The sequence below is a fragment of the Desulfitibacter alkalitolerans DSM 16504 genome, from assembly GCF_000620305.1.
Classification (GTDB): domain Bacteria; phylum Bacillota; class DSM-16504; order Desulfitibacterales; family Desulfitibacteraceae; genus Desulfitibacter; species Desulfitibacter alkalitolerans.
Window position 1 is genome coordinate 21,701 of the sequence record NZ_KK211104.1, and the last position, 24,281, is coordinate 45,981.

Annotated in this window: 29 protein-coding genes and 1 other annotated feature; of the genes, 6 read left to right on the forward strand and 23 right to left on the reverse strand. The window is 38.0% G+C overall.

The annotated features are described in order from the left end of the window. Positions 1–36: 36 nt before the first annotated feature. Positions 37–1,695 carry a dihydroxy-acid dehydratase gene (gene ilvD / locus K364_RS0118135; protein WP_028309202.1) on the reverse strand — a complete coding sequence of 553 codons (1,659 nt, stop codon included), beginning with the start codon at positions 1,693–1,695 and terminating at the stop codon, positions 37–39. A 101-nt stretch (positions 1,696–1,796) separates the two neighbouring features. After that, positions 1,797–2,037, reverse strand: a binding site (T-box leader). 186 nt (positions 2,038–2,223) lie between these two features. On the opposite strand from ilvD, the gene K364_RS27665 reads away from it, so the two are divergent. Then, a complete protein-coding gene (locus tag K364_RS27665) occupies positions 2,224–2,355 on the forward strand; it encodes a hypothetical protein (protein ID WP_277995615.1) in 132 nt (43 codons plus the stop codon). 41 nt (positions 2,356–2,396) lie between these two features. Here K364_RS27665 and K364_RS0118145 read toward each other — a convergent pair whose 3' ends face one another. From K364_RS0118145 to K364_RS0118180, 8 genes are all read right to left on the reverse strand, one after another. Beyond that, complete coding sequence (locus tag K364_RS0118145; protein WP_035270173.1) at positions 2,397–3,026, reverse strand: DUF3786 domain-containing protein; 630 nt, start codon at positions 3,024–3,026, stop codon at positions 2,397–2,399. A gap of 5 nt (positions 3,027–3,031) precedes the next feature. Beyond that, positions 3,032–3,652, reverse strand: coding sequence for a nucleotidyltransferase family protein (locus tag K364_RS0118150; RefSeq protein ID WP_035270178.1), 621 nt, complete (start codon positions 3,650–3,652; stop codon positions 3,032–3,034). Then, complete coding sequence (locus tag K364_RS0118155; RefSeq protein ID WP_028309205.1) at positions 3,646–3,864, reverse strand: FmdB family zinc ribbon protein; 219 nt, start codon at positions 3,862–3,864, stop codon at positions 3,646–3,648. Before K364_RS0118155 ends, K364_RS0118150 begins: the two co-directional genes overlap by 7 nt. 50 nt (positions 3,865–3,914) lie before the next feature. After that, complete coding sequence (locus K364_RS0118160) at positions 3,915–5,099, reverse strand: HD-GYP domain-containing protein (protein WP_084296049.1); 1,185 nt, start codon at positions 5,097–5,099, stop codon at positions 3,915–3,917. Between the two features lie 141 nt (positions 5,100–5,240). Then, a complete protein-coding gene (locus K364_RS0118165; RefSeq protein ID WP_028309207.1) occupies positions 5,241–5,462 on the reverse strand; it encodes a NifU family protein in 222 nt (73 codons plus the stop codon). Positions 5,463–5,540: 78 nt separating this feature from the next. Then, positions 5,541–6,140 (reverse strand): molybdenum cofactor guanylyltransferase, encoded by a 600-nt coding sequence (mobA, locus tag K364_RS0118170; protein ID WP_035270182.1) that lies wholly within the window; start codon positions 6,138–6,140, stop codon positions 5,541–5,543. Between the two features lie 14 nt (positions 6,141–6,154). Continuing rightward, positions 6,155–7,522, reverse strand: a complete 1,368-nt coding sequence (locus tag K364_RS0118175; RefSeq protein WP_028309209.1) for a sigma-54-dependent Fis family transcriptional regulator — start codon at positions 7,520–7,522, stop codon at positions 6,155–6,157. Positions 7,523–7,561: 39 nt separating this feature from the next. Then, a complete protein-coding gene (locus tag K364_RS0118180) occupies positions 7,562–8,473 on the reverse strand; it encodes an MBL fold metallo-hydrolase (RefSeq protein ID WP_028309210.1) in 912 nt (303 codons plus the stop codon). A 266-nt stretch (positions 8,474–8,739) separates the two neighbouring features. On the opposite strand from K364_RS0118180, the gene K364_RS26825 reads away from it, so the two are divergent. Beyond that, the gene (locus K364_RS26825) at positions 8,740–8,895 is read left to right on the forward strand and encodes a hypothetical protein (protein ID WP_156946526.1); all 156 of its coding nucleotides are present in this window, start codon (positions 8,740–8,742) and stop codon (positions 8,893–8,895) included. Positions 8,896–8,960: 65 nt separating this feature from the next. Here the strand turns inward: K364_RS26825 and K364_RS0118190 are convergent, their stop codons facing one another. The 3 genes from K364_RS0118190 to K364_RS0118200 form a co-directional block, all read right to left on the reverse strand. Continuing rightward, positions 8,961–9,365 carry a DUF4342 domain-containing protein gene (locus K364_RS0118190; protein WP_028309211.1) on the reverse strand — a complete coding sequence of 135 codons (405 nt, stop codon included), beginning with the start codon at positions 9,363–9,365 and terminating at the stop codon, positions 8,961–8,963. Positions 9,366–9,475: 110 nt separating this feature from the next. Further along, positions 9,476–9,904: a HEPN domain-containing protein gene (locus K364_RS0118195; RefSeq protein WP_028309212.1), complete on the reverse strand. Its 429-nt coding sequence runs from the start codon at positions 9,902–9,904 to the stop codon at positions 9,476–9,478. Continuing rightward, positions 9,889–10,248, reverse strand: a complete 360-nt coding sequence (locus K364_RS0118200) for a hypothetical protein (RefSeq protein ID WP_028309213.1) — start codon at positions 10,246–10,248, stop codon at positions 9,889–9,891. Before K364_RS0118200 ends, K364_RS0118195 begins: the two co-directional genes overlap by 16 nt. Positions 10,249–10,468: 220 nt before the next feature. Here K364_RS0118200 and K364_RS0118205 point away from each other — a divergent pair, with 220 nt between their 5' ends. From K364_RS0118205 to K364_RS0118215, 3 genes are all read left to right on the forward strand, one after another. Beyond that, positions 10,469–11,218, forward strand: coding sequence for an MBL fold metallo-hydrolase (locus tag K364_RS0118205; protein WP_156946527.1), 750 nt, complete (start codon positions 10,469–10,471; stop codon positions 11,216–11,218). Between the two features lie 99 nt (positions 11,219–11,317). Beyond that, on the forward strand, positions 11,318–12,016 hold the full coding sequence (locus K364_RS0118210; protein WP_028309215.1) for a DUF421 domain-containing protein: 699 nt from the start codon (positions 11,318–11,320) through the stop codon (positions 12,014–12,016). 43 nt (positions 12,017–12,059) lie between these two features. Further along, positions 12,060–12,440: a DUF4363 family protein gene (locus K364_RS0118215; RefSeq protein ID WP_028309216.1), complete on the forward strand. Its 381-nt coding sequence runs from the start codon at positions 12,060–12,062 to the stop codon at positions 12,438–12,440. Positions 12,441–12,613: 173 nt separating this feature from the next. On the opposite strand, the gene K364_RS0118220 is transcribed toward K364_RS0118215, so the two are convergent. From K364_RS0118220 to K364_RS0118255, 8 genes are all read right to left on the reverse strand, one after another. After that, positions 12,614–13,624 (reverse strand): DUF3048 domain-containing protein, encoded by a 1,011-nt coding sequence (locus K364_RS0118220; RefSeq protein WP_028309217.1) that lies wholly within the window; start codon positions 13,622–13,624, stop codon positions 12,614–12,616. 30 nt (positions 13,625–13,654) lie between these two features. Further along, on the reverse strand, positions 13,655–14,185 hold the full coding sequence (locus K364_RS0118225) for a cysteine hydrolase family protein (protein WP_028309218.1): 531 nt from the start codon (positions 14,183–14,185) through the stop codon (positions 13,655–13,657). 148 nt (positions 14,186–14,333) lie between these two features. Next, entirely contained in the window at positions 14,334–14,771 is a 438-nt protein-coding gene (locus tag K364_RS0118230; protein WP_028309219.1) for a tripartite tricarboxylate transporter TctB family protein, read from the reverse strand. Beyond that, the gene (locus tag K364_RS0118235; protein ID WP_028309220.1) at positions 14,761–16,299 is read right to left on the reverse strand and encodes a tripartite tricarboxylate transporter permease; all 1,539 of its coding nucleotides are present in this window, start codon (positions 16,297–16,299) and stop codon (positions 14,761–14,763) included. The genes K364_RS0118230 and K364_RS0118235 overlap by 11 nt, the downstream gene beginning before the upstream one ends. A 70-nt stretch (positions 16,300–16,369) precedes the next feature. Then, a complete protein-coding gene (locus tag K364_RS24690) occupies positions 16,370–17,389 on the reverse strand; it encodes a tripartite tricarboxylate transporter substrate binding protein (RefSeq protein WP_051534203.1) in 1,020 nt (339 codons plus the stop codon). A gap of 95 nt (positions 17,390–17,484) precedes the next feature. Beyond that, complete coding sequence (locus K364_RS24695; RefSeq protein ID WP_051534204.1) at positions 17,485–18,225, reverse strand: FadR/GntR family transcriptional regulator; 741 nt, start codon at positions 18,223–18,225, stop codon at positions 17,485–17,487. Between the two features lie 86 nt (positions 18,226–18,311). Then, positions 18,312–19,484 (reverse strand): UxaA family hydrolase, encoded by a 1,173-nt coding sequence (locus K364_RS0118250; RefSeq protein ID WP_051534205.1) that lies wholly within the window; start codon positions 19,482–19,484, stop codon positions 18,312–18,314. Then, on the reverse strand, positions 19,484–19,807 hold the full coding sequence (locus K364_RS0118255) for a UxaA family hydrolase (protein ID WP_028309222.1): 324 nt from the start codon (positions 19,805–19,807) through the stop codon (positions 19,484–19,486). Before K364_RS0118255 ends, K364_RS0118250 begins: the two co-directional genes overlap by 1 nt. A 400-nt stretch (positions 19,808–20,207) precedes the next feature. Between K364_RS0118255 and K364_RS24700 the strand changes: the two genes are divergently transcribed. Further along, positions 20,208–21,521, forward strand: a complete 1,314-nt coding sequence (locus tag K364_RS24700) for a spore germination protein (protein ID WP_051534206.1) — start codon at positions 20,208–20,210, stop codon at positions 21,519–21,521. Here the strand turns inward: K364_RS24700 and K364_RS0118265 are convergent. From K364_RS0118265 to K364_RS0118275, 3 genes are all read right to left on the reverse strand, one after another. Then, positions 21,514–22,293 carry an IclR family transcriptional regulator gene (locus tag K364_RS0118265; protein WP_028309223.1) on the reverse strand — a complete coding sequence of 260 codons (780 nt, stop codon included), beginning with the start codon at positions 22,291–22,293 and terminating at the stop codon, positions 21,514–21,516. The genes K364_RS24700 and K364_RS0118265 overlap by 8 nt on opposite strands. A 108-nt stretch (positions 22,294–22,401) precedes the next feature. Beyond that, positions 22,402–23,469: a uroporphyrinogen decarboxylase/cobalamine-independent methonine synthase family protein gene (locus tag K364_RS0118270; RefSeq protein WP_028309224.1), complete on the reverse strand. Its 1,068-nt coding sequence runs from the start codon at positions 23,467–23,469 to the stop codon at positions 22,402–22,404. Between the two features lie 15 nt (positions 23,470–23,484). Then, entirely contained in the window at positions 23,485–24,255 is a 771-nt protein-coding gene (locus K364_RS0118275) for an HpcH/HpaI aldolase family protein (protein WP_028309225.1), read from the reverse strand. Between the last annotated feature and the right edge of the window lie 26 nt (positions 24,256–24,281).

Below are 24,281 nucleotides of genomic sequence, written 5' to 3' on the forward strand. Positions count from 1 at the left end.
TATTCTGTCTTCTGAATTCTGTATTCAATAGTATTATTACTTAATTATCGCACCAGAACTGGCTGAACTAACTAGTCTCTGATATCTGGCCAGATAACCTGTTTTAACTTTAGGTTCCGGTTTTTGCCATTTATTTCTCCGTTTTTCTAATTCTTCATCACTTACCATAATATCTAATTTTCTATTTGGGATATCTATGGATATAATGTCTCCTTCTTCAATGAGGCCAATGGGTCCACCCTCTGCTGCCTCTGGGGATACGTGGCCAATGGATGCTCCCCTGGTAGCACCGGAAAATCTTCCATCTGTAATAAGGGCCACAGTTTCATCAAGCCCCATTCCGGCAACTGCACTAGTTGGAGTGAGCATTTCCCTCATGCCAGGGCCGCCCTTGGGACCCTCATATCGAACTATAATTACATCACCAGACTTTATATTGCCGCCAAGAATTGCCTCCACCGTTTCTTCTTCACTATTAAAGACCCTAGCTGGTCCCTTATGAACAAGCATTTTCTCAGCAACTGCACCCTTTTTAACAACAGCTCCATCAGGTGCCAGGCTTCCCCAGAGTATTGCAATTCCGCCATCAACACTATAGGGGTTATTAACAGGCCTGATTACATCATAGTCTAAAACAATAGCATCCTTTATATTCTCACCAACGGTCTTTCCAGTAGTTGTCATTACATCTAGATTAAGAAGATTAAGCTTGGTTAGTTCTGCTAAAACTGCCTGGATGCCTCCTGCAGCACCTAAGTCTTCCATATGATGACCGCCGGCCGGAGCCAACTTGCACAGTTGGGGGGTTTTTTTACTTATTTCATCGAAAATATTGAAGTCCAACTCAATACCAGCTTCATGGGAGATAGCCGGCAAATGTAAGGCTGTATTTGTTGAGCAGCCCAAAGCCATATCAGCAATAAGGGCATTCATAAAGCCTTCCCTGGTCATTATCTGGGATGGTCTAATATCCTTTTCCAGAAGCTCCATGACCTTGCGGCCGGTTTCCTTGGCAAGTCTTATCCTTGCAGCTTCTACTGCCAGCACTGTACCATTACCAGGGAGAGCCATTCCCAGGGCCTCTGTCAAACAGTTCATTGAATTGGCTGTAAACATTCCTGAACAGGATCCACAGCCTGGACATGCAACATTTTCTGCTTCCGCAAGCTCTTCTTCGGTCATCTTGTTAGCCTTAACTGAACCAACCATTTCAAACATGTTAGAAAGGCTTATTTTCTTTCCTTTAAAATTGCCGGCCATCATTGGGCCTCCGCTGACAAATATGGAAGGAATGTCTAATCGAGCTGCAGCCATGAGCATGCCTGGCACTATCTTGTCACAGTTTGGAATAAATACTAGAGCATCAAAGGGGTGTCCCTTGGCCATAATTTCTATTGAATCTGCAATTATCTCTCTACTTGCCAGTGAATATTTCATTCCCTCGTGGTTCATTGCAATACCATCACAAACACCTATAGTTGGAAACTCCAGGGGTACACCCCCTGCAAGCTGTATTCCTGATTTAACTGCACTGGCAATTTGGTCCAGGTGCATGTGTCCAGGAACTATTTCATTATGGCTATTTACAATACCAATAATAGGTTTTTCCAGTTCCCAATCAGTTAAACCCAAGGCCTTGAATAAAGACCTATGAGGTGCCTTTTCTAAACCCTGCTTCATTGCTGTACTTCTCATTTTTTATCCCCCTTGATATAATGATTTTAATGTGTAAAACTAGCCAGAAGAACCGTCCCCCTGGTTTTTTGGTCTTAAAACAAAAAACCCCTCATCCCACCTACAGGGACGAGAAGTTTATCTTCCCGCGGTACCACCCTAATTGCTGCATCTGCAGCCTCTTATTTCCTGGACACCTGCCAAATAACGGTCGGCTCCGTCTCTGCCTACTAAGAAAAGACCTTTCGACAAAGAACTAAAAAGTGACACTAAATACTGTATAGGCTCCGGCTTTCACCTTAATCCCGGCTCTCTGTTACCCTAGTGACAGATAGATAGCATGTCTTTTGTCATCGCTTTTATATTTATTTATTTGTATCCATAATTATTAAAAATAAGTATATATAAGAAAGTAACAACCTGTCAATAGTAAATATCCTTGTGAAAAAATTAATTTTCTTGGACAGCAGTATAGGCTGGTAATTAGTGAAGAATACTAATATTTACAGAAGTTTTTTTAAAATACAAGTAGTCTTTGGAGGTGAAAAAGTGACTGACCACAATGATTTTAAATTTGCCCATTTAAACCAGCAGCAATTAAAAGAATTATTGAGTGCAGAGGACAATATTAATCAAGAAACTACTGATCCAGTCTATGTTATTGCATATAGAAAAGAATAGTAACCAGTAGCTGCGGAGGCCTCATTAAGAGGCCTTTTCAGCTACTGGTGGATATTTCGTCTGATTAATTTACGTGCTGCATTTATTCCCAGCATATATAAAGAAGCTGTGTCCAGATAATCTGGTGAGATTTGGTCAAAGAGAATATTTGCCTTTGTGGGAAACTCCTCATCACCTTCCCAAAATACAAAGGCCAGGGGGAGCTTGGGGAAAACTGGCATAATAAACCCAACGCTGCCCATTGTAACACGAGTAGCTCCAAAGTGTTTAGCAACAGTCCAGGCTTCTTCAGGATTTTTGCCGAATGCTTCAACAAGGGGCTCCACTCCTTCTTTTAAAAAGGGAGCATAATGATGAGGACCGCCAGGCAGCTCAAGAAAGGTAAGCCAATTATTTCTTAAAGGCAGGCCGCTGCTTTGGGCTAAATATAATAGAATAAGGTATCTATCACTTACATTTATGATTTTCTTTTCTGAATCCAGCCAATGGGCTGTTCCAGATGGATAATGAACCTCAATGGGTAAATTGCAGTATTTTAGGTAAAAGCATGATTTATCCCTGTCAAATTTGGCCCCACTTCCTAAAACCATATCATCTGGGTTGGCAGTTTTAAATATTTCGTGGGCCCTTGTAATAGCTCCTCTGTAATTTCCTGGAATATATTCTTCCATAATGCTTACCCCCTTAAAATATTTTGTTTTGTTTTTAATTTTTCATAGTCTTCAGGGGTATCAATATCCTCCACTACACCTGGATCATGTACATGAATCTTATTAATTATTTCCTCCCGCAAGAATAAATCTCTTGCACCCTGGTCCCCCTGCAGCTGGTTTAGCCAGGAAAAAAACTGCCTGGGAATAATAACTGGGTTTCCCCTTTTATCTTTATAATAAGGTGCAGTTAGAAAGCTAGGTTTTTGTAAAAAACCAGCTATTAGCCTTTTAATAGTCTCTTCCTGAACCATTGGCTGATCTCCTAAAACAAAAAAAGCACCTAATGTTTTTTCCGAAATAACACTTAAGCCTTTTTTCAATGAAGTGGACTGTCCTTCCAGATATCCAGGATGATTTATGAGCTTTACTGGGTAATTCATCAATATTTTCTCCAATTCATGGGATTGCCAGCCAGTAACAATTACTATTTCGAAAAAATCCTGTCCGATAATTTTTTCAATAGTGTGGAGGATAAGCTCCTTGCCATGAAATGGCAGCAGCAGCTTATTATTGCTGCCCATTCTTTTGGATCTTCCAGCAGCCAGTACAATACATGAAAGCTTGCTTCCGTCAGCAATTAACATCCCTTGCACCCTGAGCATGAGCTCTTGGTACAGCTTGAAGATGAACCATTGCTTATACCACCACCAGTTTTTTTATTATATAAAAAGCCTGTAAAAAGCTGCTGACATTGTCCGCCACACTTTTGACATTTAACTTGATCTTTTTCGCTTATGGATACAAATTTTGAAAATTTCTCAGAGCATTCTTGGCATCTATAATCATATGTGGGCATAATATGGTCTTCCTTTCTTAAGTCTATTTATCATTAACCTCTACTTAAAATCACCCTTCATGATATTGCTTTAATTTTAAGGATAGTTTATCCACTTCTAGAAAATCTAACACCCTGTTAATCATTACATTCAATTTTGTTGAAAGGTCGACCTCGTAGGGCTTAACTACCGGAATGCTTTTATCCTCAAAAAATACTCTGATTACCGGACGGTGTGTTAAGCCTTTAATGGCCTTTACAACTGCACCCACCTGACCTGTATCTAACTCAACAAAGCTCCCTATTGGATACATGGCTATGTTGTCAAGGAAGGCTTTGACTACTTGAAAGTCAAAGCTAATATCCACTGCAGCTGCTAACATTTCATAGGCTTCATGGGGCATATACCCTTTCCTGTATACCCTATCAGCAGTTAATGCGTCATATACATCAACTAACCCAACGATTTTGCTTAGTATATGTATTTTATCACCCTTAAGCCCTCTTGGGTAACCGCTTCCATCTATTCTTTCATGATGCTCACGAACCACAGAAGCTGCCAGGCTGCCTACTTTGCCCTTTTCTCGAAGCAGCATGTATCCATCTTCACAGTGCCTTTTAATTGTATTAAACTCTTCTTCCGATAATGCACCTGGCTTGTTTAGAATATCCTTTGGGGTTAATATTTTGCCCAGGTCATGGAGTATAGCCCCTGTCCCCAACTGCACCAAGGAATTATGAGAAAGTTTTAAGGCATTACCTGTTAGTAAAGCTAGAGTACATACATTTACAGAATGTCCATAGGTATAATCATCAAAAGTACGAATATCAGATAATGAAACTAATACATCATTTCGCAAAAGAAGGTTTTCAAGAATTTTTTCAACAACATCAGTAATTTTAGACTCATCAATAACAAGGCATAATCTTTGTGCTTTCTTGGCAATCTCCACCTGGCCAAAGATATTCCTTACCTTCTTGATAGCATCATTTCTTGTTTCATCTGATATAACATCTACTACTTCCACATCTTTAATAAACCCATCATCTATAAATACAGCTGGAATATCCATGAGCTTTAAACGGTTAACAGTATTTTTGGTAAGGAAAGTTCCTGACCGCAAAAGCAGTATACCTTCACTTGAAAATACAGAGCTGCCTATTTTCATTCCTGGCCGTAAATAGTGAACAGGTACCTTGCGCATAACATTTCCTCCAATTTCCTTAACGGGAATACATTTTTCATCTTTCGACATAAATTCCTAAAATCCTTTATTTTAGAAATCTATGGGTAAAATTCCTTGACATGGACTAATTAGTTTTTAATTAATAAAGCCTCAAACCCATAAGGGAATGAGGCTCACATGTATAACAATACTTTATACTGAGACTACACTTTAGACTGAGACTACCTCTTTTACTTCCTTGACTTCCTCTTTTAAAACCCTTTCAATCCCATTTTTTAAAGTTTGATTAGCCATTGGGCACCCTCCACAAGCTCCCTTTAGCTTTACTTTTACAGTACCATCATCTTCAATACTAACTAATTCTACATCTCCACCATCTCTTTGAAGATATGGACGAACTTTATTTAAAGCAGCTTCAACTTTTTCTTTCATATGTTTATCACTCCTTAGAAAAATTTACTAACATTATACCACAGTATGTAATTTATATGTGCAGTAAATCTTAGAAAACTAACTTTCTTCATACTTTCTATATATTTTTAGATCTTCGGGAGTATTGATGTTGAAAAAGGTTTTTGCAGCCTTTTCATCGCCTAGAAGTTGACTCCAGTCCGGATATAATATCTTCACACATGGGTAAAAGGAGATTATTTTATAGTGCTCTTCATCAAGACATTTCTCTATATATGGAATACAGTTCTTTGAGTAAACTGCAAACAAAGGCTGTAAGTATTCTCCCTTTTTTGGTACCACACCATCATAGCCATTTGCCATCTCACATAGTTTTCGGGCTGCTGCACCGTCTATAAATGGCATGTCACAAGCGGTTACAAAGGAATACTCATTACTCGCATGGGTCAACCCCGAATGAATTCCTCCTAGCGGTCCCTTATTAATAATAATATCAGGATACTTTTTATATGGTAAAAATTCATAGGTTTGGATAGTATTAGTTATAATAATAACCTCGTTAAAGTATTTTGCTAGCTGCCCGGCAATTGTTTCAATGAAGGTTTTATCCCCTGCTGGCAGTAAAGCCTTGTTCATTTTCATTCTAGAGCTTTTTCCTCCGGCCAAAATCACTGCAGAAAACTTCATTTTAACCTCCATCTGCTCTAACATCCTCAAATTATTATATGTTTGGCAGCTATCACAGTATTATCCCCTAACCTTTCAACTGCCTGGTTAATTACATTAAATAATTCACTAACATTCCCGGGCCAGGAATGGGCCTTTAATTTAATCCAAGCCTCTTCTGATACATCAAAAGTCAATGATTTTTTTTTGCCAACCAGTGTTTCTAATCTATGGGCCAACAGGCATTCTATGTCCTGGATTCTTTCCTGTAAGGGGGCTATAAAAATATGATGTCCTGACAGCCTGTAGTATAAATCCTCATCAAAAAGCTTTTGATTAACCATTTTCTCTAAATTTTCTGTGGAAGAAGAAAAGATTCTAAATTCTCTTTCTTTTGTTTTCCCATAAACATCTACAAAGGTTTTTTGTCTGCAGGCCTTCAAAAGTGCCAACTGCATTTTTTTAGGCAGGTAATTTATATTCTTGATAAAAAGAACACCATGCTGTGCAAGCTGTAAGGAATTTAGAAATAAACGGCCGTTAGTGCTGTTTTTCATACAATCAAATTGCACAAAGGGACCCTTGGAGTTTTCAAAATGTATGGCACGGGCTAAAGTTTCCTTGCCAACTCCCTGTCCTCCGGTAAGATGCAGGTTAGCTGAGCCTTCAGCAGCCCTTTTTGCAGACTTAATCACGTCTTTCCACTTTTTACTTTCCCCTTTTAAATCCATAAAGGATGTTTTGGCTGTCAATCTCAAAACTGAACTGCCTAAACGCCACATTTTTTTATATTCCCAGATTTCAAGCTGATCCTCTATTCTACGGGCCAGCATATACACTAAATGATTATACCCGGGTTGCTTATCAGCTATATCTCCCATTAAGGCAATAATTCCCTTTAGTTCTCCTTGTTTAGTAAATATGGGAGCTGCTTCACCAAAAAGCCTATGCCATAAGCTGTTATAATGCTCCGCCCCCCAGACGGAAACAGGCTTTTTTTCTAATGAAGCCAAACCAATACAATTGGTTCCTGCAATACCCTCTGCAAGACACTGCCCCGGTTTAAAGCCCTTTAAAATATCACTTCCGTCTCTGGTATAGGTCACTTGCAGAATATTTCCTTCAGGGTCCGATAATAGAATTGCCATGTCTCTATTATACAATGCTTCAGTCAGTGCTAAAATACTAGTTTCTGAAGCTTCCAATGAGTCTGCATGGGCTTTTTTTAGATTCTTTAATCCATGGTCCTTGACAATGTGCAGTTTATCTGGCCCTTGACAGCGGCTTATCTGGTTGTTTTTAGAACGAATCCAGGATCGTAGGATTACAGGAGAAATACCTCCATATAATTCTCCCTTGTCTACAAATCTTTGCCATGCTCTGGTAATGATATCCAAATCCTTGTGTGCTTTCACATCTTCCATCTCCTATCAGTCATGAACATCTATTTTTTGTTACATTTTGGACACCTTGGACCAATACAAAATATTGTTTCTTATAACCGGTTCTACTATATCCTTGTCCAAAAGTGAAGCTAAATAGGCATTTACAGTAACAATTATTAAATGGTAAACAAGATATGTTCTACATTCCACCTTAACATACTCCAAGGCAGCCTTAACCAGTTCTTCTGAGGTTTTAAGACCCTTATCCAGGTTTTTTTCAAGGACATTATAAATTTCCTCTATTCGATTAATGTTGAAATCAATTATCTGTCTTGCATTTTGTGAAGTAGAGTATATACCTTGGTGGGAGTTTATCTGATAATAGCAATCATATTTGTCTTTTAACATAGCTAATGTTTCTATTAAAGCATCTACATCCACTAGAAATGGTACAGGATGCTTGTCTAAGACGTTTTTACAGAAGTATGCATCACCAACAAAAAAGACGTCATTTTTTATAATGCCTATCATTCCCAGGGTATGTCCTGGTAAAGGTACAATTTCAAGCCCCCAGGTATTTATAAAATCTTTATTACAAAAAATATCTTCTCCTGGGCTGGATGGTGCCATATAAAATTTATTCTTTAATATTTGGGGAGGATTTACGCCACAAAAAAGACTAAAAGGCTCAAGCATGGGTGATTTTAAAAAGTTTATTTCCCAGGCTGATGAATAAACTGGTGCATTAGTAAGCTTTACCAGCCTTTGATTACCTCCAAAGTGATCTGCATGTCCATGGGTATTTATTATGGCTTGAAGTTGAAGACCCATTTCATTAATAAGATTATACACCATTTGACCTGATGTTTTATCAAGACCTGTATCAATTACAATACATTCCTTGTCCTGCACAATCAATCCAAGGTTTATGGTTCTGCTTTGGATGACAAATACATTTTCATTTATTTGCTTTAAATGCATTTATTGACCTCCATGGCGCTAGTTGGAAATTAATTAACTATACTTTATCCAATTTCCGCAGTTATGAAAACTCCTTTTTTAATAAATAAAAACACAAAAGACTTCCGGTTTACCCAAAAGCCTTTAATTAATTTTCAACATTATTATTTTAATTCCTTTTTTCGAGAAAATCCTTTGGTTATAATGTAAAGTCTTAACTCATTCGGCTTATACTACATGGCATTATGCTTTTTTGAAAGGAAACAATAACAATAGAAAGGGAGGTGATGACTTATATGCCTGAAAACTGCCCACTAACAAACTGTAAACACTTTGACAACGGTATTTGTGCCAATGAACAAATGAAAAATGTAAAAAATAGTGTGGCTTGTTTAAAAGAAGGCACTTCAGATTGTGTTGACTGTTTTGAAGCTAAATGCTAGATGCTAGGCCCCCGTTTTAGGTTCGTTTCCCCCGAGCGAACCTTTTCTTTTTTATTAGTGTTCATCTAAACTGCATCATCGTCAGCTTCATTATTCTTGGCAATTTTTTCAACCTCTAACTCATATTCAGCCATGAGTACTATTACTGCACTTAGAGCCACAAAGTATGGGAAAAACAGGGCTAGTATTATCCCGCCATTAACTGGTATGCTTATGACCTTATTGCCATCTTTTTTCACAATTATTTTTGCAACGTTCCCCTGTCTAATAAGCTCTTTAATTTTCTTTAATAAATCTTGTCCCTTGACCTTAATTGTATTTAGCTCTGTTTCAAATGTACTCTTCTCTTTTTCAATGGCTACAATTGCTTCAACCACATCCCAGCCGTTTGCTTCCAAATAATCTCTTGCTTTTTCATATGAAGCTCCTGTCCTATCTCTGACTAATTCTACCTTGTCTAATTTTTCCATGGTCTTTACCTCCTGGTAACCTTATTTCAAGTAATTCTTTAATTTAAGTTTACCCTGTCTTTACTATTTAATGCAACATGCAGATAAAAAAATAACCACCGGAATCATTCCTAGGTGGTTATTTTGGCTTCTGCTTTTGTGCTATCTTCCTTTTCATTAATCAGGCTGTTTTTAATCTCGTTAACTATTGTGAATGCTGTTTCTAAAGCATATTTTGCGTTATCCATATCTGCTATGGATAAACACTCATATTCTGTTTGGAACCTTAAATCAAAAATCTGAAAAATTGCTTTATGGTAGCATGGCTCCATTTTACCAGTATTAACATAATGCTTGCCTAAAGCCGTGAGCATTGTAGTAGGTTTATACGCACTAACATCATCCTGAGAAAAAAGTGCTCTAATACTATAGAAGACTGCATAATATGCTCTAGAAATTGAATCACCATAATGTCCCATTCTGAATAATACAGATGCTGCCTGAAGAGAAGAATGGGATTTATGCAGCCACAAGGCACACTTATTTATACTGCTTTCCATATTGCTGCCTCCTTATGCATTCCAATGTCAGATAACAGCTTACCTTTAATGATTCTATGTGCTCGATGGGTATTTTCTTCACAGTAGCCAACAACTCTTAAAGAAATAAGATTGTTAAAATTATTTTTTGACATAATTTTGTAAGCTACATCATAAATACTATTAATTATATCCGGATTTATTCTTCTTACAGCAACCCTCACCTCCATGACTGAATGGGAGGAAACCCATTGGTTAGAAATATCCCCACAGGATATTGCTGCTATTCTGTTTCCAAACTCTTCCTCTATAGATTTTTTTACCTCATCAAGAATTCTTAAACATGCTTTTCTCCTGGAAGACAACTTAGACACCCCTTTAACAATTTTTTCTAATATCTTTTATATCTTTTAGGCTATTCGCGTACAAGCCCTATAATTCCTTTAGCACAATACTTCGAATTGTGAGAAGGTTTAACTACTAATGGCGATTTATGGAAAATTATATTCTTTCTTTAAGATATATAACAATTTTTATTAATAAGAGGTATACTTATAGTATATTTCATTGAACTGAGGGATTGTTTTGAACCATATCACTTTTTTAGGAAGCGGCGGGGCTAGAATAATGTTATCCACGCAGGTCCTTGCTACTGGAGGAATGATAATTAGCTTGGATGATACCCACTTCAGCCTGGACCCAGGTCCAGGAGCCCTGGTAAATATTTTCAAATACAATATTAATCCAACTGACCTGCACGGGATAATAATTTCTCACAGACACCTGGATCATTCGGCAGACGTAAATGTAATGATTGAAGCAATGACCAAAAGTGGTTCAGTTAAAAGCGGCCAGGTGTTTGCCCCTTCCGATGCTCTTGATATTGACCCAGTTATCCTCAAATATCTGCGAAAGTATCTCAGGGAAGTTACATATTTACGACCCTTATCAAATTACATAATTAACAACCTTCCCTTCACTACCTCCATGCCTCACCAGCATGGTAGCGAAGAGACTTATGGCTTTCTTTTTCATGGCAGGAACACCATATTAGGTTATATACCTGATACTGCATTTTTCCCAGAGCTATTAGATTTTTACAAGGCAGACGTCTTAATTGTTTCCATGCTTCGCCTAGAAAAAAGCAATGTCTTACATTTGTCTGTAGATGATGTGGAGCTAATCATAAAGTCTATAAGACCGAAGGTAACCATATTGACCCATTTTGGTTATCAAATCTATCAAAAAGGCCCAGATAAAATAGCTGACTACCTGACAGAAAAAACTGGTCAATCGGTAATTGCTGCTGCTGACGGGCTGGAAATAGATTTTTAGACTGGAATAAAGCTTTGGAACTAAAGCTTTGGAATAAAGCTCATGGCATTAGGTTAAAATTATTAGGAGAAGCTTACAGGTAGAAGGGAAGATTTTATTGTGCTAATTATTTTTGCCAGGACAATTATTTTATTTCTCCTGGTAATGATTGTAATTCGTGTCATGGGCAAAAGGCAGATTGGAGAGCTGCAGCCATTTGAACTGGTTCTTGCTATTATGATTGCAGAACTAGCTACAGTTCCCATGGAGGATAAGGAAATCCCCTTAATTAATGGCATTATCCCCATCTTAACACTCCTGCTGCTTCAGGTTATAATCACCTTCATTTCATTAAAAAGTGATAAGCTGCGAGGGCTGATAAGCGGCACACCAAGTGTATTAATTGAAAATGGCAAAATTATTGAAAGTGAATTAAGAAAGCTCCGTTATAATTTAACTGATTTGCTTGAACAACTGCGCCTAAAAAACTTTCCTAACATTGCCGACATTGAATATGCAATCTTAGAGACAAGTGGTGAATTAAGTATAATACCAAAATCACAAAAAAGACCTGTTACGCCCGAGGATTTAAATATCCATACTGCTTATGAAGGACTAACACTCCCATTAATAATGGATGGACATGTTAAGCTAAACAATTTACAAAAGCTCAACCTTGATACCAAGTGGCTAAACGCTGAATTAAATAAATTTGGCATAAAAAGTACGACAGAAGTTTTATTAGCTTCCCTTGATACAAAGGGAGAGCTCTATATACAGAAAAAGGGTACAAAAGCTAACAAAGCGGGTACCCTCTAATACCTATAATAACAGAGAAATTTCATATAAGGACTGATTTATAGTGCGTCTAGTTGTAATAATAGTGATTGCTCTAGTAGTTTTTTTAGGCATAGGAATATACAGTGAAATATGGCTTTCTAATACCGCACAGGAGATTTCTGTTGAGGTTGCCAAGCTGGAGCAAACTATTAAAAACAAAAAGTGGGATGAGGCAGCCGAGTTAATTAAAACCATACATAAGAATTGGTCTAGTATTGAAGAGCGCTGGGATATAATAGTGGATCATAGAGAGATGGATGAAATAGATTTGGCCCTAACAAGGGCCATGAAGTTTATAGAAGCTGAGAGTTTCGATTTAGCCCTGGCTGAAGTAGCAGTAATACAGCATATGGTTCTCCATATTGCCAAGAAGGAGTCACTAAGAATACTTAATATATTCTAATAGAAACTCCAGTTAAACCATTATCTTATAAGCATATGTCTATAAAACAGGCATCTATCAATATAACGTGTTATAGTTATAAGAATAATACACCAACATATGGTGTATTTTGAATGCAGCAGCTTTATTTTTTATGGATTGTTTAACGGAATTGTTGGTTAGCCGTTAATCTGTCAATTTGTCAATTTGTCAAGCCTGACCCCTGGTCGAAGAATTTGGATCCATGTTTTTCCCCTGACCAGGCTGATTGGCTGGCCCTGCTGGTCATAGTAGATGGTTGGTTCGGTCATACTCTTTTTTTCCCAGGTACCTTGATAGTACTGGCCGCCTAAAAAGTATTCAGCTTCACCCTTGCCAACCACATCTACCCAGATATGCTGCAGCTCTGTTTGCAAATTGCGATGGCCAGCATACTGAATAATTATGTTGTTGGTATACACCTGTTCACCAGACTCCCGATCATCATATAATTTATCGTTTAGAAACCTCATATAGGCTTTTTTGTTCATATCCCATTTGTATGTAACCCTGTTGGAGCTGTTGTAGCGAAAACTAATTTCTGTATATGCAGGCTCTTTTTCAGGAGTATCTACAAAAACCCAGTTTTTGAAATTGCCATTTTCGGGTTTCCCATTTAAAGCTTCAGCAAAATTTATATATGTACTGTGGGGCCTCTTCCGATTCTTATCTAAGAAGAAACCCCTGTGCCCTTTCACATCATCTATATCTCTGATCTTCCATTCCCCAATCTTTGCAAAGGATTCGTTGCACCCCCCAACATGTACGTAGTAGGCGTCCCATTCCTTTGCAAGCTGCATATAATAAGGTCTTGCACTGCGGACAGGACCTGCAAATTCTGGGGGATTCCCATAAAATAAGGCCATGAGCCTTGTTAGCAAACCTTCTGCCTCTATCTCATAAACTATATCCGCATGAATTAACCCCGACTGGGGTCTTGCAGGTGCTAGATTGTCAATCATTACCGCTGTTAAGTTCTGTATATTTTCTACATAAAGGCCGGTTAGTGGGTTGTATATACCTGTGGACTCTGGAATTTCTGCTGCTTCTTCTTCCTTATTTCTTTCATCTTCACTATTAATAGAGCTTTCTTTGCCCCCACATGCTGAAAGAATGGTTATTGCAAGTAAAAATATCATCACTAATACAACTAACTTGTTCTTCATAGGCTTTATATCATCCCTTCAGTTTTATCTCTATATGATTTCAGCACCTAGAACATTTTCCATTTGTTGAAGGGCAAATTCGTGGGCCTGGGCATCAAAGCTTGCCACTCCATCTTTATATACAAACACCTTGTAATCCCTGTTACAAAGTTCTTCAACTGTATAGAGCACACAGATATTGGTACACACACCTAAAATATATATTTCCTCGGGTTTTTCAGTTTCTAGTATTTTATCCAGGTTTGTATTATAAAAGGCACTGTAGCGCTGCTTTTCAACACAGTATACCTTGGGATATACTTCTAAAAAAGCTAATTCTTCAATAACCTCTGCACCCCAGGTTTCCTTTATGCAGTGGGTTGGAAATCTTTCAAACTCCAGATCATCTATAATGTGAGCATCCTTTACCAAAACAATGGGGTGTTTTTCCCGCACAAAATCATTAACTTTTTCAACTATAAAGGGAATAATCTTTTCTGCATCTTCACCGCAGTTTAGTTTTCCTTCAGAATGCACAAAATCATTTAGCACGTCAATTACTAATAGCAGTTTTTTTTGCATAATCAGCATCCTTCCTCTATGGATTACAGGCATATTCCACTGTATTTAATTCTATGGGACAATAAAATATTCCTCCCTATATACAGAAATAAAGAAAGCAAAAAGAGACCTATATCCGGTCTCCTTCGCATTAAAGCTATTTAATTTTTTAGAAGAATATTCCCTTTGGCAGTGGTACCAAAAACACTTTTGCAAAAAGGGTATAAAACCCAGAGGACACAACCACTGCTAGAAGAGTTGTCTTAAAAGCAGTCTTGGGTGACCGATCTTCTCCCAGGAACCAGAAGAATACAGCCATAAACAGCATACTGGAAACAAGGAATCCTAGTACGGTCATTAACCAAACATAAGCAACCATACCAAGGAGCATGATAAACATATAAATCTGTTTGTCACCATCAAAAATCTTAATTTGCTTGGGATTTTTAATACCCATAATCAGGTTGATTATCGTAAAAAATGCCAGCACAACAATTATAACTTTAGGGAAGAAAGCTCCATAGTAGGTAACCTTTTCCAAGGCATTCCAGGCAACCCCACATACAATGAGCAAGAATACGGAAAATATATTGTCACTAGTTAGCATGGGTTTCTCCCTCCAATCTCTTTTTCATTTCCTCGATTTTTCTCTGCCGCTTATCGGAAATAAAGGGCCATGCAGCAGAAATCAAACATAAAATAATTAATACTATAGATATGGGCCTTGTAAAGAACATTGCTATCATGTTGCCCTGTGCTTTACCCATTAACATTGATTGAACAAGGCCATTTTCGGCAATTGAACCAAGGATTAAACCTAATACTATAGGTCCAGGGTGATATCCTAGCTTTCTAGTTACATAGCCTATAAGACCAAATAGAACCATAATATATACGTCAAGCATATTATTACGAATACTATAGGAACCAATTACGCACATAAATACAACAATGGGTGCCAGATAAGCCGGTGAGATATTAATGACTCTTGCTACAAACCTAGATCCATAGAAACCAAGGAAGAACAAGGCAATGTTGGCAAAGATTAATGAGATTAAGAATGTATAGGTTATCTCACCAAACACAGTATATAACTCTGGACCAGGTCTTAATCCCTGGAGCATTAAGGCACCCAAAAGAACTGCGGCAGGTGCTGCACCAGGTATACCTAGTGTTAATAGGGGTACAAGTGAACCACAAACTTCTGAGTTGTTTGATGCTTCCGCAGCTGCAACGCCATCAATGGTTCCCTTTCCAAATTCCTCTGGGGTCTTGGAAAACCTAATTGCCTCATTATAGGATACCAATGCTGCAATGTTACCACCGGCACCAGGAACAATACCTACAAAGGCTCCAATGATAGCTGATCTGAATAAAAGCATGGGCTTTCTGTTTAATTCCTTGATGACAGACCAGGCTACACCCTTTTGATGTTTAAATAGATTAATTTTTGTTTTTTCCATTGTTCGTTCAACCATGTTGAAAATCTCTGGAATACAAAAGAAGCCTATTAAAGCTACTATTAGCTGCAAACCTGCCTGAAGCTGCCAGAAACCAAAGGTAAAACGCATATCCCCACCAATTGGAGAAATACCAATAGTTCCAAGTAAAAGACCCAGGGCTCCACCCATGAGGCCCTTAATAATTGATTTAGATGCCAGGGTTGCTATTATGGTTAATCCAAATATAGCAAGCCAAAAATATTCTGGATGTCCAAATTTTAAAGCCACATTTGCCAATAAAGGTGAGAATAAAAGTAATATAATTGCTCCAATAAGACCACCTACACTTGAACTATATGCTGCTGCAACCAAGGCATGCTCTGCCTTGCCCTTTTTAGTAAGGGGATAACCATCAAAGGTTGTTGCAATTGCAGATGGCGTTCCAGGTGTATTTACAAGAATTGCAGCAATACATCCACCATAGATGGCGCCAACATAAACTCCACCCAAAACCATCAAAGCAGTAGTGGCTGGCATTGTAAAGGTAAAGGGAACTAGTATGGCAAGGGCCATGGTAGCTGTAAGACCTGGTAATGCGCCAACTAGAATCCCTGCGGAAACTCCTACAAGCATTAGTATGAAGCTTACTGGATCAAAAACATTCCCTAGTGCTACGACGAAATTCTCCAGCATGTCTTTAAGTCATCTCCTTTCAAGAATAGTTAATTTTCCCGGGCATTAAGCCCGGGAAAATGCTTGCCTATTATTTTAAGCTTTCCAACAGTTCAGTATAGGTTTTAGTCATTTCATCTAGATATGCCTGTGCTTCATTCATGTCCATTGCAACAGGAACAAAGCCCTGCTCAATCATTTGCTTTCTAAGGTTTTCATCATTTGCTACTTCCATGAATGCATCAGAAAGTTTTTTCTTGTACTCTTCAGGTGTTCCAGGAGGCACTGCTACACCCCTGTCAATACTTGGGATCATGTCATATCCCTTTTCAATAAAGGTTGGAACATCTGGTAGAGCTTCAAATCTTTCAGTTCCACCAAAAGCTAATATTTTCATACTGTCTTCATATTGAACCAGGGCATCAGAGTTAGCCATAACGGCTGCAACGTGTTTGCCGAGGAAGGCCTGCATTTGTGGAGCAGCTCCTGTAAAGGGAACGTATGTCAATGTTACTCCAGTCAAAGCTTCAAATTCAATAGCTGCAATATGGTGTCCACTAAATGTACCTGAACCACCAACTGTTACAGCACCAGGGTTTGCCTTTGCGTACTCAATGAATTCTTCCAATGTGTCAAAGGGACTATCCTTTTGTACAGCAAGACCTACAGGTGTTCTTTGGAAGAAAGCTACTGGTTCTATCTGCTCAGTTTTGTAGCCTGCATTATCTCTGGATAGTGGCTGCAGAATAATGTGTGGAACGTTGATACCAGCCATGAAGTAACCATCTGGCTTGTGGTTAACCAGCTCTGACCAGCCTACTGCTCCACCACCGCCAGCCTTGTAAGTTACAATAACACTGGTTCCAAGGATTTTTTCAAGTAATGGCTGCTGTCTTCTTGCCTCAACGTCTGACTGTCCACCTGGATCAAAGGGAATCAAGTAAGTTATTGGGCTGCTCGGATAATTAGGATCTACAGTAACTTCCTTTGGGGCATCCTTGCCCTCTTCAGGGGCCTTACCTTCATCTTTAGTTCCACTACAACCAACAACTAAAGCCATTGACAACAGTAAAACTAATAAACATAAACCTAACAATTTAACCTTACGCATTAATGAACCTCCTCCTAATACTCTTTTTATTTTTTTATTTTTAAAGGGTTAACCCTTTAAAACATGGTTAGGACTTAAATGATTATCTTTTTGTATTATCTTTTTTGACCCAAAATAACATCTTTTTCAACAGCGTCTAGATGGTCCAGCATGGCCCTTCTAGCTTTTTCTCCATCTCGTTCTAGCAGGGCCTCTGCAATCTTCATGTGTTCTTGCAGGGATTTTTGGGGCCTGCCTTTAACACTTGCAGCCCTGGCCCTTGAATCTGCTAGTAAATCCAGTAGATTGTCCATTATATTTCCTAAAACACTATTGTTTGCTGCTTCTGCTAGAAGATGATGAAACTTTCCATCCTGTTTGGCTAGAACAGCTAAAAAATCTCCCTTGGAACTATTATCTAGGATATATATAGTCTCCTGGACCAGGTTATATATCTTTTTTAACTGCTCATCTGTCCCATTTTGACAAGCCCATACAGCTGCTTCAGTTTCTATCAGCTTTCTTATTTGAAAAAGCTCTTCAATTTTTTTTTCATCTACAAAAATATGGGATATAAACTTCTTCATATATTCATCAGGGTCATTATTTGCTATGAAAACTCCTTGCCCATGCTTTATAGTTACTACTCCTGATACTTCAAGGAGCCTCAAAGCTTCCCGAAGAGATGTTCTGCTTACACCTAGCATGCCTGCCAATTCTCTTTCTGAAGGCAGCTTGTCACCTGGCCTTAATTCTCCATGCATTATGCCCTTCTTTAATTCGGCAATAACCTTCTCGTAGACGTTGGCAGATTTTTCATTTACTGGCTGAAACATTACCTTTGCCTCGACCCTCATAATAAACCCTCACTTTGCAACACTATATACTTAAGCCAACCCTATTAACTCCTGGCATGGTTTATTCCATTCTTGCTCTATTTGATTTAGATGCTTAAACCAGCCCTACTGATACCAAATCCACTACGTTCTTTTAATATTTCACATTTAGTTAATTTGCCTGATAGCACTTCAACTAGTTCATTGTATATTAAATCACCAGCTTGTTCTAAGGTAATTTCACCAGCAAGAATGCCGCTTAAGTCAAGATCCATTGTGTCTTTCATTTGCCTCCAGGAATTAGCGTTACCAGTAATTTTGATTGTAGGCATAATTGGTTGGGCAATTGTGTGGCCACCGCCGGTACAAAATACCATGGCCTGGGCTCCTCCAGCAGCAATGGAAGTGATAGACTCAGCTCCATGGCCAGGGGTATTCATTAGATAAACTCCCGCTTGTTTGTTCAATACAGGCTGTCCATTACTTATAACATCAATAATAGGTGCGGAACCACTCTTCTTTGCTCCACCCAGGGATTTTTCTTCTATGGTGCTTAATCCCCCAACTATGTTGTCTCCTGTAGGCTGGGAACCTCTAATATCTTCTCCTGTAGCAAGAATTTTTTGTTCATAAGAAGCAATTTCATCTATAATTTTTTGGGCTATTTGGGGTGAAACTGCCTTGGAAGTCAACCATTCTTCTGCTCCCATGAGTTCAGGAAATTCAGCAAGTATTGATCTTCCACCTTCTCTTACTATCCTATCAGAACAAAATCCTAAAGCAGGATTAGCCGAAAGGCCCTGGGTGGTGTCTGATGTTCCACAATTCAAGCCTAATAAGAATTGGCTCATTTCCACTTCTTCTCTCTTCATTTTTGACAGTTCTTGAGCAAAATACATAGCTTGACGTGTAGCTACTGCTGTAGCTTCTATAGCTCCACCAACTTCTCTTATGTTAACTCCAAAAACTGGTTTTCCGGATTTTGATATTTCTTCTCCCATTTCATCAATGTTGCAGAATGCTTCTCTAAAGTGATCTACTATAACTACTGCACCTACGTTAGGGTTCTTTGCTAAACCACATAAAATGTCAAAGGTCATTTTAAGGTCAGACATGGTTTGACATCTTCCCAAGTCATGTGTAATAGGAATTGATCCTTCTATTGTGTTGGCAACTCTTTCTACTACACTATTTGCATAAACTGTTGCAGAAAGTATTAAAACATAGTTTCTTGCTCCTACTTGTCCGTCTGGTCTATAGTATCCATACCATTTAGTCATTAACATGCACATCCTTTCTGTTTTGCTGCTAAGTCTCCTCTGCCCCTTAGTGGTTCTATGTTATGAATATGAACGTGCTCACCAACAGCTATGTCTGCTGTCGCTCTTCCAATACTTAATCCATACTTAAGAATAATGTCCCCTGCTTTAATTGGCTTAATTGCAACCTTGTGTCCATAGGGAATATCAGCAGAAACCTTAATTTGCAGCTCCTCGCCCATGACAGTTACAGGAATAACCATACCTTTTTTTACATCGTTACTTAAAATATTTGCTACATTGTCTTTCGCTTCGTCAACTACCCAGGCAATTTTTGTAGTCATTAATACTCCTCCTTTTTTAATTGTACAGGGACACACCTCTTTTAGAGTTCTGCTCTGTAGCTATGGAATGTCCCCAACTTATAAAAGTTTGTAGTTTTTTTACTGCTTACCATCTATTTCAAAAGATACCTACTTGAACTGGTAAGAAGTCTGTGGTCAGTGGTCCAACCACTTTTACATTTGCTATATTTCTACATGTTTTTTCATTTTCCTGCTGCTATAAGTAAATTTAATAACAAAATATTATAGGCTTATTTCCTTTGTTTATATTAAAAGCTAGATTTATCACCTTTAACCAACTACGCATAAAACCCCCACCATATACAAAAAATATAGAGTGAAACTTGCCAACTAGAAACATGCCAGTTTTATGGCCTGGATGGGTTTAGGAGGTTCATAAATGGATTCCGCTAAACAGGAGGAGCACAAGGAGAAACTTGCCTATATAGACAAAAGGGTAGAAAACAATCTGGAAGTTATAGATTTCTTCTTTGCAGACAGTGAGGTTGTAACCAAAAAGATAACAGACACTTCCAAAAAAAAAGTCCTCTATGGAGTAGCTTATCTGGACAACTCCGTCGATATTAACCTGCTTAACAGAGATGTGCTTAAGCTAATTAGAAGCCATGTGTCAAAGGGGTCATCACGTGCACTGGTAATTTCAGAGCTGGAGGATTCCATTGCTAACATCATTGCTGTGGACACCCTTGATGAAGCAATGGATTTTTTAGTACAGGGTTTTGTGGTCTTCTTTGCAGAAGGTTCGGAAAAGGCCTGGGTTATGGAATTAAGAAAGTTTCCCCAGAGGTCAGTTCAAGAACCAGAGTCAGAGGTTCAGGCCAGGGGGCCCAAACTTGGTTTTACTGAGGTAATTGGTGAGAATACTGCACTTATAAGGCGAAGTATTAAGTCCAGCGAACTAAAATTTAAAACCTTTATCATTGGAACTAAATCTAGGACAATAGTAGAGGTTGCTTATATTGAATCCCTGGTAGAGCAAGATGTTTTAAAAGAGATTATAGATCGTCTTGAAACTATAAAAACTGATGTAGTTACTGGCACAGGACAGCTTGTGGAATTTATTACTGATCACCCTTCCTCCCCTTTTCCACAAACATTGCGTACTGAAAGGCCTGACAAGGTAGCTGCTAATTTGTTGGAGGGCAGAGTTGGGATTATTGTAGACGGACATCCTGATGCCATTATTTTGCCTGCCCCCCTGCCCTTATTTTTTCAAACCCTTGATGAGTATAACACTCCCTGGATATTTGGCTCCCTGTTAAGGCTTATCAGATGGTTCAGTTTTATAGTGGCCATGTTTTTACCTGGCTTTTATATTGCCATAATTTCTGTAAACTATGAAATATTACCCCTTGAAATGCTGGTAGTTATCTCTGAATCCCGTTCCAAGGTTCCCTTTCCTCCCTTGATTGAAGCAGTGCTTATGGAGGTAACCATAGAGATTCTGCGAGAAGCAGGAATCCGACTTCCAGGAGCCTTGGGCCAGACCATAGGTATTGTGGGAGCAATGGAATTTATGAAGATGATAAAAAAAATGCAGGAGGCCAATTCAGACCCCCTGGCACTGGGCAAAAGATTTCGGGCTAAATACTTTCAAGTTTTCCAGGAAATAGACTGGAGGGAACATTACCCCTATGCTGATTTAAACATTGATGTCAGGGTAAATATTCCCCGTTTCGGGGTGATTAATTAGTGGGAACGCTATAGCCAAGGAGCCGAGAAATTTTTTCTGTAGCTTCCATAACCTTATGACACAAAGAATTTTCAATTCTATCAATGGTCATTCTTTCACTAGGACCAGCAATGCTTACTGCTGCAACAACCTGACCGAGATGGTTTCTAACTGGTGCTGCAACACACCTTACTCCTGCTTCATTTTCTATATCATCTACAGCGTATCCTTTCTTTCTTACCATTGCTAGGTGTTCCATTAATACTTCGTAGTCAATTATAGTATTGGGAGTTCTCTTGGGCAGCTCAGCTTCTAAAATCAGGTTTTTTAATCTTCTCTCCGGTAAAAAAGCTAACATTATTTTACCAGCCGAAGTGGAATGGGCAAAACCTTGGACACCAATACGAGAATATAACCGGATTGTATTACAACTTTCAACCTTATCAATATAAATTATATAATTTTTATCCAATACAACTAGATGGACTGTCTCGTTACAATCTTCAACAAGCCTTTCCAGTACTGGTCTGGCAATTTTACGCAAGTCTATATTTTCTAATAGTTCTCCTGCAAGTTGTAAAATTTTTAGACCTAATTTGTACTTACCTGAAATGTTATCTCTTGTAATGAAACCGTTATTCTCTAAAGTTGAAAGCAAACGAAAAACCGTACTTTTGTGCATGTCAAGAATTCTTGCAATTTCCGTGAGTGTAAGTTCTTTCTCAGACTTGCCTATTATTTCTAATACTGATAAAGCCTTGGCTACAGAATTAATTTGGTTTTTTGCATCCATTTATAGTGTTCTCCTTTAACTAAACCGACCATATCATTCCTTACAAGTCATAATTAGTTCTTTTTCTTATATACAATTGTACATATTTTTGGCATAATTTCTACATATTTATTGATATTGATTTAGAAAACTACTTATATTTAAAGCAATGTTTGTATCTTCTGCAACTATATGCAGACATACACCCTTCATGGGTACTTTTCTGCAAATTAATTTCACTTCATCCAAGGATAGATCTCCCCATACCAAAAATCTTTTCTCTTTTTCTACTACCTTAATGAAATATGGTATCAATTCTTCTATTGTTGGTCCACCCACATCTTTATTTATCTGTATTACCTTAAGTTCTTCAATTGTAAGTATTTCATCAAGGGCAAATAGTGAGGCTGGATGTAAATGAATTAAATTGAATGGATATACCCTTGAAATTTCTTCATTTGCTTTTCTTAAATATTTGGCATAAAGTTTAGGAGAAAGAAGAGCACATGCATCTTCCTGAAACCATATGGCTTTATCAGGAGTCCAGAGGCTGTAAAAGCCAAAACCTGTTCCGCCAGAAAATTCATTAAGCCTTTCCTGCTGATATTTAATAAATTGAATGTAGAATTTAGTTAGTTTGTTTTGAAGTGCTATGCTTTCGTCAGGATATAGAATATAGTCTATAGCAAATTGCTCATGCCCTCTAAGACAGGACATCATGTCAGAAATTCCCCTCAATATGGGCTGCCCTATTGGAAATCTTCCGTTAGATAAGATAATAAGTTTTTCAATATACTCCATATATTTTTTAACCCACAAATTATCAGGATCAAATGTTATATCTCCTATTCGCTCCCAACTTAAATTCATTGGTTCAGCAATAAAAGAACTTTGTCCACCAATAATTTCACACCCTAATATGGCTTCCATCCAGGGTATGCCGGTATATGGGCTGGCTACCAGGGTTAAATCCTGCTCCACATCTATAGTTTCTTTATACATTCTCTCATAATCGTCCAAAAAATCTTCTACTATTATCATTTCAGGAGTAATATGCAAGCCATCAACCAAGATTTTTTTTGCACCTAAATATCTTTTTGCAGGAAAATATGAACCCAGACTAAATCCAAATAAAGGTCTGTTCATTTTTTCTCCAGACCAGAATTCTATATGCCTCAGTTTTTTATTATTATTCATTAGTAAAGCTCCTAATCAATTCACTTTTAATTCGTCAACAATATTTTTACATTGTTCATAAAATATACCCATATCTACCGAATAAGCAATATATTTAACCCCAGCAATTCGCCATTTCTTGGCATTTTCTAAGTTATCCACAAAGGTACCTATATGAATACCCTTTGTTTTGCATAGGTCAATAATTTGGCTCATCTTTTCTTCTACTAATGGATGGTCTATCTGCCCAGATAGACCTAAAGATTGTGATAAGTCATAAGGTCCTATGAATATGATGTCTATACCTGGCACATCCATTATGTCTCTCAAATTATCAATTGCTTCCTGGCCCTCCAACTGAATTATTATTAATGTTTCATTTGAGTTAGCAAAATACTCAAATCTTGTCATAGAAGAATATTTTGCAGCCCGCACAAATCGACAAACCCCTCTCATTCCTTGTGGTGCAAATTTGGCCAATTTAATAATCCTTTGCACATCTTCAGGCTTTGATACTTGAGGAACCTGAATTCCTGCCGCACCAATGTCAAGGGCTTCTCCAATAATATTATTGCAATTTTCTTTTACCCTGATAATAGGTAAAATACCTGATACCTGAGCTGCCCTAATAAGATTTTGGGCTGATTGTATATTATTTGGTCCATGTTCTAGATCAATAATTATAAAATCAAATCCACCATAACCAGCAGCTTCAACTATACCAGGGTCACTGGTTTTTGAAAACGGCCCATAAACTGTTTGTGTTTCAAGTTTATTTTTGAAACTTTTTATTAAATCAAAAAGCATTTAATTCACCACTTTCTTAATACATT

Coding starts and splice junctions, on each gene's coding strand:
- K364_RS0118220 (WP_028309217.1), bottom strand. CDS start 13,624: ATGAAGAACAAGTTAGTTGTATTAGTGATGATATTTTTACTTGCAATA.
- K364_RS0118225 (WP_028309218.1), bottom strand. CDS start 14,185: ATGCAAAAAAAACTGCTATTAGTAATTGACGTGCTAAATGATTTTGTG.
- K364_RS0118160 (WP_084296049.1), bottom strand. CDS start 5,099: ATGTCGAAAGATGAAAAATGTATTCCCGTTAAGGAAATTGGAGGAAAT.
- K364_RS0118230 (WP_028309219.1), bottom strand. CDS start 14,771: ATGCTAACTAGTGACAATATATTTTCCGTATTCTTGCTCATTGTATGT.
- K364_RS0118165 (WP_028309207.1), bottom strand. CDS start 5,462: ATGAAAGAAAAAGTTGAAGCTGCTTTAAATAAAGTTCGTCCATATCTT.
- K364_RS24695 (WP_051534204.1), bottom strand. CDS start 18,225: ATGAGGGTCGAGGCAAAGGTAATGTTTCAGCCAGTAAATGAAAAATCT.
- K364_RS0118255 (WP_028309222.1), bottom strand. CDS start 19,807: ATGACTACAAAAATTGCCTGGGTAGTTGACGAAGCGAAAGACAATGTA.
- K364_RS0118190 (WP_028309211.1), bottom strand. CDS start 9,365: ATGGAAAAATTAGACAAGGTAGAATTAGTCAGAGATAGGACAGGAGCT.
- K364_RS0118155 (WP_028309205.1), bottom strand. CDS start 3,864: ATGCCCACATATGATTATAGATGCCAAGAATGCTCTGAGAAATTTTCA.
- K364_RS0118265 (WP_028309223.1), bottom strand. CDS start 22,293: ATGGATGCAAAAAACCAAATTAATTCTGTAGCCAAGGCTTTATCAGTA.
- mobA (WP_035270182.1), bottom strand. CDS start 6,140: ATGGAGGTTAAAATGAAGTTTTCTGCAGTGATTTTGGCCGGAGGAAAA.
- K364_RS24690 (WP_051534203.1), bottom strand. CDS start 17,389: ATGCGTAAGGTTAAATTGTTAGGTTTATGTTTATTAGTTTTACTGTTG.
- K364_RS26825 (WP_156946526.1), top strand. CDS start 8,740: ATGACTTATATGCCTGAAAACTGCCCACTAACAAACTGTAAACACTTT.
- K364_RS0118195 (WP_028309212.1), bottom strand. CDS start 9,904: ATGGAAAGCAGTATAAATAAGTGTGCCTTGTGGCTGCATAAATCCCAT.
- K364_RS0118235 (WP_028309220.1), bottom strand. CDS start 16,299: ATGCTGGAGAATTTCGTCGTAGCACTAGGGAATGTTTTTGATCCAGTA.
- K364_RS0118250 (WP_051534205.1), bottom strand. CDS start 19,484: ATGACTAAATGGTATGGATACTATAGACCAGACGGACAAGTAGGAGCA.
- ilvD (WP_028309202.1), bottom strand. CDS start 1,695: ATGAGAAGTACAGCAATGAAGCAGGGTTTAGAAAAGGCACCTCATAGG.
- K364_RS24700 (WP_051534206.1), top strand. CDS start 20,208: ATGGATTCCGCTAAACAGGAGGAGCACAAGGAGAAACTTGCCTATATA.
- K364_RS0118150 (WP_035270178.1), bottom strand. CDS start 3,652: ATGTTAATTGCTGACGGAAGCAAGCTTTCATGTATTGTACTGGCTGCT.
- K364_RS0118145 (WP_035270173.1), bottom strand. CDS start 3,026: ATGGAAGAATATATTCCAGGAAATTACAGAGGAGCTATTACAAGGGCC.
- K364_RS0118270 (WP_028309224.1), bottom strand. CDS start 23,469: ATGAATAATAATAAAAAACTGAGGCATATAGAATTCTGGTCTGGAGAA.
- K364_RS0118275 (WP_028309225.1), bottom strand. CDS start 24,255: ATGCTTTTTGATTTAATAAAAAGTTTCAAAAATAAACTTGAAACACAA.
- K364_RS0118180 (WP_028309210.1), bottom strand. CDS start 8,473: ATGCATTTAAAGCAAATAAATGAAAATGTATTTGTCATCCAAAGCAGA.